Here is a 12,702-nt window from a genome sequence, read left to right as displayed (position 1 = left end):
TTGGTCTCCTATTCTAGAAAATCGATTGATCGCGAAGCTTTTTCGAAATCTGGTTCGCCGTCATCAGCAACAAGATGCTAACCAATGTTTTAGCCATGCCGATCGCCGTCGACATCGGGAAATTGTTCTGAGAGATACCGATTCGATAAACATAAAGATCGAGTACCTGAATATGGCTCTGCACGAGACCGTTGTTGAACAGGTAGTACTGTTCGAAGCCGTTGCCGAGCAATGACCCGATGCTTAGCAGCAATAGCGTGATGAAGGTCGGCATCAGCCCCGGAAGGGTAATGTTCCATATTCTAGACCACCTTCCGGCGCCGTCGACCGATGCGGCATCATATTGTTCCTGGTCGATTCCAACTATGGCGGCAATATATACAACCGCCGAAAATCCAAGACTCTTCCATGCCGTGATCGCCGTTTGCAGCACCCACACCATATCAGGATCGGCAAGCGGATTTAACGGCTGCCCGATCAGATTCAGGCTGAGAAGCAGCTTGTTAAGCATGCCGTCTCCCGACGAGAGCATAAAATAGCAAATTGCGTACACCAATACCCAGCTAATGAAATTGGGCAGCGTTGTCGTGGTCTGGATAAACTTTTGCAGCTTCTTGCTTCTTAGCTCCAGCAGAAAGATTGCAAAAATGACGGACATTGGCGACACCAGCAACCCAAGGAAGCTCATCGCGAGTGTATTCCGCAATACCGGCAGCAGTTCACGATCATCCAGCGCCATTCTAAAGTAATCCAGGCCGGCAAATCCTGACTTAAACAAGTTCAAGCCAGGTTTGTAATGGAAGAATGCAATCGACCATCCCAGCAGCGGCAAATAACAGAATAGAATCAATGCAATTACACATGGAATGGCCATCGCAATTAACGTCAACCGACCAGAAGGCAGCTTGCTGCGTTCTTTGGTGACGAATGATCGGTATACCGCGTGCCCGTTTTCCAAGTTTGACAATGTAAATTCCTCCAGTTTATGATGAGGGTGCTTTGAGAGCGCTTTTCTGTATTCATCATAATTCCGGGGGTTTATTGAATCGATACACAAAACTATAGGTTTTTTCGATAATTATGGTTTCCTTCGCGAAATGGAGTGCTTGTCATGCTGAAGGCTGTGTACAGTCGATTATTTAAGCAGAAGTTCTTTAATCGGCTTCTTTTGGCGTATACGATGATTATTTCCGTCACCATTTGTTTCCTTGGCGTTACGATCATAAGCAGTATTGAACATTCCGCCAAGCAGGACGCGGCAGACAGCGCCAAGCAAGCCGTGCAGCGAATTAGCAGTTATTTCGGCCAGAAAGAAATTACAATGAAGCAGCTCGTCCAACAGCTGTACTTGAATCCTTATCAGAGCAGGGACATGATGGCGTTTTTATCTCAGGATATTGCTTCCTATACAAGCGATGATTTGTCAAAAGCCGACCTGATTAAATATTTCCTCAACGCTTCATCCTTCCAGGATAGGGATATGATGGATGTCGTTATTTATAAGAAGAATGGCGGCAATTTGTACGTCCACTCCAACGACTACACCTTAAGCAACGGTGAATATTTAAACGCGAATGCCGGATTATATGCGGAGATGAATGACAAGTTCCGCGGACTCAAGCTTACGCCCACCTATCTGCAGTCCTATAACATGAATAATAAAAAGCGCATATTCACCATTTCCGCCAATTTGCTGGGGGAGACGACCTACAACAAGAGCATTGCCATTCTATCTGTCAATTTCAATACGGATCGTTTGACTGCTTACTTCAAGGAGCAGCTGGGCTCGGGATATCCGATCGATATTCTGGTTCTTACGGCTGACGGACAAGTCATATGCGATACGACAGGCCGGTATTATGGCTCCCGTTATCCCTATTTCGACGAGATACAGAACGGAAAGCAGGAGGCTACGCTCGATCGGCGAAGCATGGTGATGACCACTATCAGCGAAGATCTTGGTTATTACGTCGTTGGCATCATGCCTTACGCCGAGGTCATGGCCAAAAACCAGACGACCAAACAAACTGTCATCGCAATCGCCACCTTTAGCGCACTCATTGCCATTGCGGTTGGCATGATCAGCGTCCGCTTCTTCTCCAATCGCATTCATTCCATCAATAAAGCCATTCGTAAAGTCCGGACAGGCGATTTCACTTACCGGATACCCATCGGTAAAATGACCGACGAAATCGGAACAATCGCCGAAAACTTTAATCAAATGTGCGCTCAGATCGTGAACTATATTAATAAGGTTTATCTCTCGGAGCTGAAGCAGAAGGAAGCTGAACTGGTCGCATTACAAACGCAAGTAGACCCGCATTTCTTGTATAACACGCTCGAAATCATCAGGATGGAAGCTTTGTCCAATAATGTGGATCGGGTAAGCCGCATGATCGAAATTTTGGCACAGCTCTTTAGAAGAAGCGTCAAGGAGGGTATGTTCGTTCCGATCCGGGATGAAATTCATTATTGCGGTTTATATTTGGAGCTGCACAGCATCAGGTACGAAGATCGGCTCACCGTCGATTTTCATATCGATCCGACGATTAATGGTTACTGTATTCCCAAGCACCTCCTTCAACCTATCGTTGAGAATTGTGTGCTTCATGGCATCCGTGGCGAAGACACGGCTCCAAGTCAAATTACGTTGCGCGGAAGCTACTTGGACGGTGACATCCTGATTGAAATTACCGATAACGGATGCGGAATAGATCCCAATCTTCTAGCGCGCATTCGAGCGCAGCTTAACGTAATGCCGCTTCAACCAAGAGCCAGCATTGGCATTGCGAACGTTCATCATCGCATCCAGCTCTCATTCGGGCCTCAGTATGGCCTGCAGCTGACAGCTCCTCACGGTGAAGGTACTGCTATCGTAATTAGAATGCCAGCTAAGACTTTAGAGGAGATGTCCGAACATGTACAGGGCGATTTTGGTTGACGATGAACCGCGGATTTTGAAGGGATTAATGGAGATCGTAAAGTGGGAGGATTACGGGATCGAAATTGCCGGACAGGCCAGCAACGGCCAGGATGCGCTAAGAATGATTGAGCAGGGCGGCATTTCGATTCTGATCACGGATATCCATATGCCGGAAATGGATGGCTTGGCGCTCATCAGACAGCTCAGACATCGGAAAAGCACAATCAAGATCATTGTTTTAAGCGGTTATGACGATTTTAATTATGTGAAGGAAGCTTCAAAATTAGGAATCGAAAACTACTTGCTGAAACCGGTCGTTCAGGATGAACTCGCCTCTACCCTGTTCGAAATCAATCACAAAATCGAACAAGAACTCAACCTGCAATCTGAATTAAGAAGCTCGGCCATGATATTGAGAAACAATATTCTGAATCGCTGGATGACCGGCGCCATCAGTCGAATTAATCTGACCGAACGTGCCGAGCTGCTTCAGATTGATTTAATGAGTCCATTTTATGTTGTCTGTCTCTTCAAGATTTTATTTGAAGATCAGCACGATTACACTTTCCGGGAATTGACGAACTACGCCTTTGAAAATATATGCAACGAGCTGCTGAGCGCCACGCATTCCGGGGTTATAACACTTACGGATGCCAATGGCTATGTAGCCGTCCTATTTCACGGCCAGCATGAGGAATGCGACGAGGTTGTCTTGCATGGGCTGGTCGCCAGGTGTATCGCCGCATGCGGCAAATTCCTGAAGTGCAGCGTATTCGCCACGATTGGGAGCCGCGAAACAGACTACTATGAGGTAAGCAAGAGCTATTCCAATGCAAATCAATTAATGGAATATCGCATGATTATGCCGGCAGATTCAATTGCAAGCTACGAGCAGGTCGAACAGCGCCCCATGATGAACGACATCAGCATTCATATCGACTTCGACTCGTTTCAAAGCAGCGTCGCCTTGCAAGATGAGAATAAAGCTATCGCATGGTTGGAGGAAGCGTTCCAAATCATAGGCCAGACCGAAGGCATAACCCCGCAAAATGTGCAAACCATCTGCGTAGAGATCTTGTACCGGATACTAAGCGCTCTCAATCAAATCAAAATGAATGCATCCATGCTGCTCGGCGATAAGGAAGACGGGTTAACCCCCCTGGTTAAAGCTAAAAATCTCAATGAAATGAAGGACTGGCTCAAGTCCATCGTCTTGAAAGCATTTTATATCATTCGTCATGAAGAAGACGGATTAAACCCCATTACAAAGCGCGTGCTGGCTTATTTGGAGAAACATTACAAGGACAATATTTCACTGAAAACGATCGCCGCCGCCTTCAATGTGAATGCCGCCTATTTAGGTCAACTCATCATTAACGATCGAAAAGATACATTTTCCAATCTGCTCAATATGAGAAGAATAGAAGAGTCCAAGAAGCTGTTAAGCAGCACGTCACTCAGTTTGCAAGAGGTCGCCGAGAATGTGGGTTACGTCAATCAAACCTACTTTAATACGCTCTTCAAGAAAATAGTTGGCGTCTACCCAACCAAGTATCGTCTTGAAAATGCAGAAAGCTCTAAGTAAGGGGATCGATCGATAACAAGACCGCCTGTCGGCATGTAACAAGGGACTGCCGCATGGCAGTCCCCTGTTATCGGCTCATCTACCGTCTTACAGCTCCATGCGCGATCTCAGGAAAGGGAATAAAAGTTGAATTTCCATTTTTGCGCACTCGATCCGTTGATCGTACAGACTTGTACGGGAGTACCGTTCGCGGTACCGGCACCGCTAACATGCAATGCCAGACCTGCCGCATTTTTCGGCGACAGTTGGTAATACCCGTCTTGCGTTAGTTTCAATTTCCACAAAAACGCGTCGCTGCCGTCGTCCGCAGCACGAACGGCAGCGGAGATCGAAGCGATCTCGGGAGAGCCCTGCCCTGTTTTTCCGATCGATCTCGGCTCGCAAGACGGCGCGCTCGAATTGGCGAAGCAAGCGATCGACGCGCTGGGCCATGTCGATTTGCTGGTCAATAACGCGGGCATTTGCGGATTTGCGGATTTCGTGAACGAACCGATCGACATGATGGATCGGATGATCGCGATCAATTATCGTGCGCCGGTCATTTTGATGCGTGAGTTTTCCAATCTAATGATAGATAATGGCATCAAGGGGGCGATGATCAATATCAGTTCGTCCCGCGGGACCCGCGCTTATCCTGGGGATGCCATATACGGCGGGTTGAAAGCCGGCTTGCAGCGATCGACCGAATCGATCGCGCTGGCGCTCGCGCCTTATGGCATTCGCGTAAATTGCGTCGCTCCCGGCGCGATCCACGTTAACGCTTTTCATAAACCGGGGTCGCTCGGCGAATGCATTCCGCTCGGCCGTATGGGCGAGCCGGACGATGTCGCTCAAGCCGTGATGTGGCTGGCATCCGAGCAAGCTTCTTATATTACGGGCATAACGCTGCGCGTGGACGGCGGATTAATTCTTCCAGGCATGCCGGAAGACGGAATGAACAACTGGGGCGCGCCATTCAAGCCTGCGTCGGCGTCTTCGTCGAAGGACAATCAGGAGGGGAATCGTAAATGAACAAATTGAGCATCACGAACGTAAAGACAATTTTGACTGCGCCGGACAACATCAATCTGGTCATCGTGAAGATCGAAACGTCCGAGCCGGGCCTGTATGGATTAGGCTGCGCGACTTTTACGCAACGCTATTTATCCGTTGCCAGCGCGATCGAGGATTACATGAAGCCGTTCCTCATCGGCAAAGATCCGCGCCGAATCGAAGATATTTGGCAAACCGCCATGGTCAGCTCCTATTGGCGCAACGGGCCGGTACTGAACAACGCCATATCCGGCGTCGACATGGCGCTCTGGGATATCAAAGGAAAACTGGCGAACATGCCGGTGTACGAGCTGCTCGGGGGCAAGGTGCGCGAAGCGGCCGCGGTATACCGTCACGCGGACGGACGCGACTTCAGCGAGCTGGAAGACAACGTCCGAAAATTCATGGCGGACGGCATTCGTCACGTTCGTTGCCAGTTCGGCGGCTACGGCGGCCGTCATGACATAAAGCCGCCGGAAGGTTCGCTGCCTGGCGCGTATTTCGATCCGGACGCCTATGCACGCAGCGTGCCGAAGATGTTCGAGCACATCCGTGTGAACGTCGGGGAAGAACTCGAATTGATTCACGATATTCATGAACGGCTGTCCATCAGCGAAGCCGTACGTCTCGCGAAGAACGTCGAGCCCTATCGATTGTTTTATTTAGAAGATGCGTTAGCGCCGGAGCAATTGGATGGATTCAAGCGAATCCGCGCGCAATGCGCGACGCCGATCGCGATGGGAGAGCTGTTCGTGCATCCGATGGAGTGGGTGCCTCTTATTTCGCAAGGGCTGATCGACTTCATCCGATGCCACGTCAGCGCCATCGGAGGCATCACGCCGGCGCGGAAGCTCGCGGCGCTGTCCGAAGCGTTCGGCGTGCGCACCGCTTGGCATGGACCGGGCGACGTATCGCCGATCGGCCACGCCGCGAACCTGCATCTCAACTTGGCGACGCCGAACTTCGGCATCCAGGAATGGAACCAATTTTCCGAGCGCGCGCAAGAAGTGTTCGTCGGTACGCCGCAGCTTCGCCAAGGTTATGCCTACGCGAACGACAAACCGGGTCTGGGCATCGAGCTGAACGAGGCGCTTGCGGCGAAGTATCCGTGCCGCAACGACTTGCCGGATTGGACGCTGGCAAGACTGCCGGACGGTTCTCCGGGACGCCCTTAATCGGAATACGCAACGACCGCTTGCCTGATATTCCATAGGTAAGCGGTCCTTTTACTTTTACGGAGCAATAATACCCAAATGATTGACATGCACCTCGATTCGGAATAAGATAATAACACCAAGTATTAGTACCAGATACTATAACGGAGGCGAACCTCGATGACCGACGAACGCGCACGCCCGTCCCTGCTCTCCCGCTCCGCCATCACCGCGATCGGCAGCCATGTGCCGCAGCGCATCCTGAACAATGAAGAGCTGTCCGCCATGGTCGATACGAACGACGAATGGATCGTCCGCCGCACGGGGATCAGCGAGCGCCGCATCGCCGCCGAAGACGAGTTCGCGAGCCATCTTGCCATCGCGGCCGTGCGCGATCTGCTGCACAGATATCCGACCTCGACCGACGACGTTGACGGCATTCTCGTCGCTACGACGACGCCGGACAATCCGTTTCCGTCGGTCGCCTCGCGCGTGCAGGCGGCGTTCGGCTTCAAGGCCGCGCTGGCGTTCGACCTGAACGCCGCGTGCGCGGGCTTCGTCTCCGCGCTTCAGACGGCGAACGGTTTGATCCTGACCGGCATGTACCGCAAAATAATTGTGATCGGCTGCGAGACGCTGAGCAAGATTACGGATTATACGGACCGTTCGACCTGTATTTTGTTCGGCGACGGCGCCGGCGCCGTGCTCGTCGAGCGTGCGGACGAAGGGCAGTTCCTGGCTTCGCATGCCGTGACGGACGGCAGCGGCGGCATCCACGTGTACGCTTCGGGCCTGTCGAGCGATTGGAACGGTCAGCCGCTCGAAGGCGGCGGTCGCATCGTGCAGAACGGCCGCGAGGTGTACAAGTGGGCGCTCTCCACCGTGCCCGACGGCGTGCGCAGTCTGCTGCGGGACAGCGGACTCGACGCCGGGGAGCTCGACTGGGTCGTGCCGCACAGCGCGAACCTGCGCATGATCGAGGCGATCTGCGAGCGGCTCGGCATGCCGTACGAGCGCGCGCTGACGAGCGCCGCCGAGTTCGGCAATACGTCGGCCGCATCGATCCCGCTGGCGCTCGACCTCGCCGTGAAGGACGGCCGGCTCGCCGCGGGACAGAAGGTCGCGCTTTACGGATTCGGCAGCGGTCTGACGCAGGCGGGATTGCTGCTGCGCTGGACCATTTGATCCGGCGCAGGCGGGGGGTTCTCGGGAAAAATCATGCGCTTTTGCGCGAAAGACGCCGCGGCGAAATAAACGCCGGGCGTCTTTTTGTTCGTCTATGGTTATCTTCTGCTGCCGACGATCGGCCGCAGCGCGCCGAGCAGCCGGCTCAGGCTGCCTCTATACTTGGCTGCTGTCGACATGAATTCCGCCTCCGCTTTTCCTTGGTTGACAATCGTCCCCATCCCGGCATGCTTGCGGTATTCGGTCAACGGCTCGTTCAGATAGGTCGGCGGGTAGCCGGCCAAGATCGCACGAATCCACAGATCGTAATCATGCGTAAACACCGCGCTCTCGTCAAAGCCCCCGAGCTGTACGAACAACGCCTTGCGCATCATGACCGTGCAGCCGTTGATCGCGTTCGCGCTCAGCAGCGACCGGTAGAAATCGTACCGGCTCTCAAAGGCGAGCCGAACCGGCTTCGGACTGGGCACGCCGGCGGCATCGATCGTACGGAAGGCGGTATGGCTGATCGCGGACCCCGTCCGTTCCATATGTTCTATCTGGCGCGCGAGCTTGCCCGGCAGCCACCGGTCGTCCGAGCTGAGCCAGGCGACGTATTCGCCGCGCGCCATGCGAAAACCGTGATTCAGCGCGCTTGCCGTACCGCCGTTCGCCTTGCCGAGTATGTGTATGCGGTCCCGGTAACGCTGGAGCCGCCACGCTTCCCGTGTAGAGCCGTCGTCAACGACGATGACCTCCAGCCCCTCGAAGCGCTGGGCCAGCACGCTCTCGACCGCTTCTCCGATATAAGGATCGTTATAAAAAGGAATGACGGCGGTCACCTTCGGCCCGGCGGCGCCCAGGCCGGCCTCCCGGCTGCCCGACTTCCCCGCGTCTGCGCTGTTCATGCCGGGTCCCTCCCTTCCGTTAGTTGAAGAAGCTTAAGCCGATTCCTCCGCTCGCTCCCGCTCGAACTGCAGCGTATCGCCGATCGAACGCCCGAATGGGACCGAAGGCTGCCAGCCGAGCGCGCGGATCGCATCCGCGTGCCGCGCCTGCGGCGACGGGCCGCCGGCCGTCCCGATCTCCCAGCGCAGCGGCACGCGGCTCGCCCGGTCGAACGCCGCCTTCACCTCGCCGAGGCTGCGCAGCGTCCCGGACTCCAGCGCGTAGCGAACACCCGGTTCGCCCGTCCGCAACAGCTTCGCGTACGCGGCGGCGGCATCGCGCACGTCGAGGAAATCCCGACGCTCCTCCAGCGAGGACAAGCGGAACGACGCCGGCTCACGCCCCGACTCTGCGTCCCGTTCGCAGGCCGCCGCCCAGCGCGCGATCTTGCCGCAGATGCCGGCGCTGCCGCCGGGCCCGATCAGATTGCACGGCTCGGCGACGATCACCTGCTGACCGTACCAATGATGCCAGGCCAATGCGGCCGTCACCTGCAGCGCCTTGCTGAAGCCGTACGGGTGCAGCGAGCGCGCCAGATCTTCGTTCTGGCGCGGACTCAGCATCGAACCGATGACCAGCGTCCGGCAGTCCGGCAGCGCGCGGGCGGCTTCAAGCACGTAGACGGTCGACAGCAGGTTGGATGTCAGCGCGAGATCGGGCGTGCGCCACGATTCGTCGACCGCATTGCGGCCGGCCAGATGGAGCACGGCGTCGGGGCGAACCCGATCGAGCAGCGACCGGACGGATTCGCGGTCCGTCAGGTCGCAGGCGAGCTCGACGGCGGCGCCGGAGACGGGCCGACGGCCGGCGGCGGGGACGCGCGAAGAGACGACGGCCGTAATCTCCATCCCCTCCTGCGCCAGCCGTTCGCTCGCGTGCCGGCCGCTGAAGCCTGCGGCGCCGGTGACCAGCACCCGCATCAAACCGCGCCGCCCTCCATCCACTGCCGCAGCTCTGCCAGCATATGCGCATAGCCAGGCGGCCGGTAGCCGAAGCCGCTCGTCGTCGGCGCCAGCGTGCGGTCGATCGCCGGCTCCGTCGCCGGCACGATGCGGACGTCCGTCTTCATGAAGGTATCGGCGAACAGACCGAGCAGATCATGCTTGCTCACCGCCTCGGGCGCCGTCAAATGCACCAGGCCGCCGACACTCGGATTCGCGATCCCCCATTCCACCGCTTTGGCGAGCTCCAGCGTCGTCACGCCGTTCCACCGGACGTTGACATAACCCGGCACGCTGCCCGAGCTGCCCAGGAACCACTTGAGCAGGCCGACGCCTTGATCGCGCAGCTCCGGTCCGACAATAGAGGTGCGCAGCGTCAGACAAGCGGGATCCGCGATCTCGCCCAGCGCCTTGCTGCGCGCGTACACCGTCACTCCGTCCGTCGGCTCCGTCTCGGAATAATCGCCCCGATCGCCGAGAAATACGCAATCCGAGCTGATGTGTATCAGCCTGCCGCCCTTGCGCTTGCACAGATGCCGCAGCCAGTGCGGCAGCAGACCGTTCACGAGATAGGCGTCCAGCGCATGCTCCTCGGCCTGCCGGTTCAGCACGCCGACCGCGTTGACGATGACGTCCGGCCGCACCTCGGCGACCGTATCGGCCACCTGCTCGAAACGTCGAACGTCGAGCAGACGGATGCCAAGGGCCTTCCGTCCGCCTTCGCCGTCCGCCGGCGTCTTCGTCCCGGCTCTGTCGCACGCGCTTTGAACGACCGGGATGTCCGCCGCCGAACGGACCGTTGCCGTCACTTCGTACCCGCTTCGCGACTGCAGATATGCCGCGATCACATGCCCTGCCATCCCGCTTCCGCCGAGCACCAGCACCTTCATTGGAGGAATCCCCCTCTCACCAGCATGCTCCGGATTTCCTCATGGTTCATGAGACCCGTCCCCGAGCTGTAGCTGTGCAGCTCCGCCCGCGGATAGGCGCTGTAGTGCGCCTGAAGCCCTTCGAGCTCAAGCGTCGGCAGAATGACCAGGTATTCGTCGTCGTATTCGACGGTACTCTGGCTCTCATATTCGGTGAGCAGGATCTCGTCGAGCTTCTCGCCCGGACGCACGCCCGTCTCGACGATCTCGGCGGTTTTGCCCAACGCGTCCATCAGCACCACCGCGAGATCGATGATCCGGCAGGTCGGCATTTTCATGACGAATATCTCTCCGCCCACGCTCACCTCCACCGCTTTGAACAGCAGCTTGATCGCGTCCTGCAGCGTGAGGAAAAAGCGCGTCATGTCCCGATGCGTCAGGTTGACCTGGCCGCGGTTTTTGATATGGTCCATGAACAGGTGAATGACGCTGCCGTTCGTGCCGAGCACGTTGCCGCCGCGGACGCAGACAAACTTCGTGTCGGACTTAAGCAGGTTGGCGTACACGATGAGCTTTTCGCCGATCGCTTTCGTCATGCCGTAAAAATTGGACGGGTTCGCCGCCTTGTCGGTCGAGATGTTGATGACGCGGTCCACTTTATTTTCGATTGCCGCCTCGATGACGTTCTGCGTCCCGAGCACGTTCGTCTTGAGCGCCTCGTAGGGTTGGATCTCGCATACCGGCACGTGCTTCAGCGCCGCCAGGTGGAACAAAATATCCACGCCCTGGCAAGCTTTGGAGAGTGCCTCGCGGTCCCTCACGTCCCCGATGAAAAACGTCAGCCTCGCGTCCTCGAACTCGCGGCTCATCGCTACCTGGCTGGACTCGCTGCGCGAATAGACGATGATCTCCTTCGGTCCGAGCGTCAAGAGCTGACGAACCAGTTCATGTCCCCACGAGCCGGTGCCCCCGGTTACGAGGATGCGTTTGCCTTCATACATCCATAATCCCTCCAAGCACGTATTTGGCCACCTTTGCAGATACTTGACGGTCCCCATAGCCCTCCGGCAGCTGCCAGCCCGTACCAAGACGGATCATCGCGTCCGCGGACCTTGCGATCGCGCGCGCCTCGACGCCGGACACGACGTTGCTCCCGCAATCGACTGTCTCCGGACGCTCCGTCGTCCGCCGCACCGTCACGGCAGGCACCTGGAAGATACAGCATTCCTCCTGCACCGTGCCGCTGTCGGTCAGCGCGCAGCGCGCGCTGCGCTCCAGCTGGACGAAATCGAAGAAGCCGAACGGCTCGTGAAACTCGAGCAGCGGGTGGATCAGCTCGGCCATGTCGGTCGTCAGGCGCGAGCGCGTCCGCGGGTGCAGGCTGCAAATGAGCCGCGTCCCCTGCTGCTCCGCCACCAGGCCGAGGCCGGTCACAATCTCCCGCAGCCGTGCCGGATCGTCGACGTTTTCCGCGCGGTGAATCGTGGCGAGCAAGTAGCCGCCGGGCTGAAGCTTCAGCCGTTCGAGCACGTCGCTGGCGTCGATTTTAGGCTTGTAATACTCGAGCACCTCGAAGATCGGGTTGCCCGTCTTGAAAATCCGCGCGACGGGAAAGCCCTCGCGCAGCAAGTTTTGCTTGCTGTTTTCCGTATAAGGGAGATTCGCGGTCGATACGGCGTCGATGATGCGGCGGTTTTTCTCCTCGGGCACGGCCAGGTCGAAGCAGCGGTTGCCCGCTTCCATATGCACCACCGGGAAGCCGAGCCGCTCCGCGAGCACGGCGCACAGCGCGCTGTTCGTGTCGCCGAGCAGCAGCACGCGGTCCGGCCGTTCGCGCAGCAGCACCTCTTCGACCGCCGCGAACGTGGCGGACAACTGCGCGCCGACGGTTTCCTTGCGCGCGTCGATTTGAACGTCGGGCCGCCTAAGCTCCATTTCCTCGTAAAAGATGTCGTTCAGCCTCGGCGAGAAATTTTGCCCGGTATGCACAATGACGTGACGACCGGAGAGATCGTCCAGAAGGCGCGTGAGCAGGCTGAGCCGGATGACCTCCGGCCGCGTGCCCAGGATCGTGACGACTCGCATG

At 56.7% G+C, this 12,702-nt stretch carries 12 protein-coding genes; 5 read left to right on the top strand and 7 right to left on the bottom strand.

Features of this window, described 5'->3' with window-relative positions; all coding sequences use genetic code 11:
* Positions 1–13: 13 nt before the first annotated feature.
* Positions 14–967 carry an ABC transporter permease subunit gene (locus tag KVT38_RS03020; RefSeq protein ID WP_254638933.1) on the bottom strand — a complete coding sequence of 318 codons (954 nt, stop codon included), beginning with the start codon at positions 965–967 and terminating at the stop codon, positions 14–16.
* A gap of 144 nt (positions 968–1,111) precedes the next feature.
* Here KVT38_RS03020 and KVT38_RS03015 point away from each other — a divergent pair, with 144 nt between their 5' ends.
* Together KVT38_RS03015 and KVT38_RS03010 are read left to right on the top strand one after the other, a co-directional pair.
* Positions 1,112–2,941, top strand: a complete 1,830-nt coding sequence (locus tag KVT38_RS03015; RefSeq protein WP_217592212.1) for a sensor histidine kinase — start codon at positions 1,112–1,114, stop codon at positions 2,939–2,941.
* Positions 2,919–4,508, top strand: coding sequence for a response regulator (locus KVT38_RS03010; RefSeq protein WP_217592211.1), 1,590 nt, complete (start codon positions 2,919–2,921; stop codon positions 4,506–4,508). The genes KVT38_RS03015 and KVT38_RS03010 overlap by 23 nt, the downstream gene beginning before the upstream one ends.
* Before the next feature lie 107 nt (positions 4,509–4,615).
* Here KVT38_RS03010 and KVT38_RS35510 read toward each other — a convergent pair whose 3' ends face one another.
* Positions 4,616–4,837: an RICIN domain-containing protein gene (locus KVT38_RS35510; RefSeq protein WP_368859047.1), complete on the bottom strand. Its 222-nt coding sequence runs from the start codon at positions 4,835–4,837 to the stop codon at positions 4,616–4,618.
* Between KVT38_RS35510 and KVT38_RS03000 the strand changes: the two genes are divergently transcribed.
* From KVT38_RS03000 to KVT38_RS02990, 3 genes are all read left to right on the top strand, one after another.
* Positions 4,803–5,519: an SDR family NAD(P)-dependent oxidoreductase gene (locus KVT38_RS03000; RefSeq protein WP_217592286.1), complete on the top strand. Its 717-nt coding sequence runs from the start codon at positions 4,803–4,805 to the stop codon at positions 5,517–5,519. The two genes, KVT38_RS35510 and KVT38_RS03000, sit on opposite strands and share 35 nt — an antisense overlap.
* Positions 5,516–6,715, top strand: a complete 1,200-nt coding sequence (locus KVT38_RS02995) for an enolase C-terminal domain-like protein (RefSeq protein ID WP_217592209.1) — start codon at positions 5,516–5,518, stop codon at positions 6,713–6,715. Before KVT38_RS03000 ends, KVT38_RS02995 begins: the two co-directional genes overlap by 4 nt.
* 159 nt (positions 6,716–6,874) lie before the next feature.
* Positions 6,875–7,879, top strand: a complete 1,005-nt coding sequence (locus KVT38_RS02990) for a ketoacyl-ACP synthase III (RefSeq protein ID WP_217592208.1) — start codon at positions 6,875–6,877, stop codon at positions 7,877–7,879.
* A 98-nt stretch (positions 7,880–7,977) separates the two neighbouring features.
* On the opposite strand, the gene KVT38_RS02985 is transcribed toward KVT38_RS02990, so the two are convergent.
* From KVT38_RS02985 to wecB, 5 genes are read right to left on the bottom strand one after another with little or no spacing between them, the layout of a single operon-like run.
* The gene (locus tag KVT38_RS02985; RefSeq protein ID WP_217592207.1) at positions 7,978–8,766 is read right to left on the bottom strand and encodes a glycosyltransferase family 2 protein; all 789 of its coding nucleotides are present in this window, start codon (positions 8,764–8,766) and stop codon (positions 7,978–7,980) included.
* 33 nt (positions 8,767–8,799) lie between these two features.
* The gene (locus tag KVT38_RS02980; protein ID WP_254638946.1) at positions 8,800–9,726 is read right to left on the bottom strand and encodes an NAD-dependent epimerase/dehydratase family protein; all 927 of its coding nucleotides are present in this window, start codon (positions 9,724–9,726) and stop codon (positions 8,800–8,802) included.
* Positions 9,726–10,637 carry a dTDP-4-dehydrorhamnose reductase family protein gene (locus KVT38_RS02975; RefSeq protein ID WP_217592205.1) on the bottom strand — a complete coding sequence of 304 codons (912 nt, stop codon included), beginning with the start codon at positions 10,635–10,637 and terminating at the stop codon, positions 9,726–9,728. Before KVT38_RS02975 ends, KVT38_RS02980 begins: the two co-directional genes overlap by 1 nt.
* Positions 10,634–11,617 (bottom strand): SDR family NAD(P)-dependent oxidoreductase, encoded by a 984-nt coding sequence (locus KVT38_RS02970; RefSeq protein ID WP_217592204.1) that lies wholly within the window; start codon positions 11,615–11,617, stop codon positions 10,634–10,636. The genes KVT38_RS02975 and KVT38_RS02970 overlap by 4 nt, the downstream gene beginning before the upstream one ends.
* Positions 11,610–12,701: a non-hydrolyzing UDP-N-acetylglucosamine 2-epimerase gene (wecB, locus tag KVT38_RS02965; RefSeq protein ID WP_217592203.1), complete on the bottom strand. Its 1,092-nt coding sequence runs from the start codon at positions 12,699–12,701 to the stop codon at positions 11,610–11,612. Before wecB ends, KVT38_RS02970 begins: the two co-directional genes overlap by 8 nt.
* Between the last annotated feature and the right edge of the window lies 1 nt (position 12,702).

The organism is Cohnella sp. GbtcB17 (assembly GCF_019091135.1).
GTDB lineage: Bacteria > Bacillota > Bacilli > Paenibacillales > Paenibacillaceae > Cohnella.
Note: the sequence above shows the minus strand (reverse complement) of the source record. Positions and strands in the feature narration are given on the sequence as shown.

Excerpts from the sequence above, each read along its gene's own strand:
- KVT38_RS03015 (WP_217592212.1), top strand. The coding sequence starts at position 1,112 with ATGCTGAAGGCTGTGTACAGTCGATTATTTAAGCAGAAGTTCTTTAAT.
- KVT38_RS03010 (WP_217592211.1), top strand. The coding sequence starts at position 2,919 with ATGTACAGGGCGATTTTGGTTGACGATGAACCGCGGATTTTGAAGGGA.
- KVT38_RS02995 (WP_217592209.1), top strand. The coding sequence starts at position 5,516 with ATGAACAAATTGAGCATCACGAACGTAAAGACAATTTTGACTGCGCCG.
- KVT38_RS02990 (WP_217592208.1), top strand. The coding sequence starts at position 6,875 with ATGACCGACGAACGCGCACGCCCGTCCCTGCTCTCCCGCTCCGCCATC.
- KVT38_RS02985 (WP_217592207.1), bottom strand. The coding sequence starts at position 8,766 with ATGAACAGCGCAGACGCGGGGAAGTCGGGCAGCCGGGAGGCCGGCCTG.
- KVT38_RS02980 (WP_254638946.1), bottom strand. The coding sequence starts at position 9,726 with ATGCGGGTGCTGGTCACCGGCGCCGCAGGCTTCAGCGGCCGGCACGCG.
- KVT38_RS02975 (WP_217592205.1), bottom strand. The coding sequence starts at position 10,637 with ATGAAGGTGCTGGTGCTCGGCGGAAGCGGGATGGCAGGGCATGTGATC.
- KVT38_RS02970 (WP_217592204.1), bottom strand. The coding sequence starts at position 11,617 with ATGTATGAAGGCAAACGCATCCTCGTAACCGGGGGCACCGGCTCGTGG.
- wecB (WP_217592203.1), bottom strand. The coding sequence starts at position 12,701 with ATGCGAGTCGTCACGATCCTGGGCACGCGGCCGGAGGTCATCCGGCTC.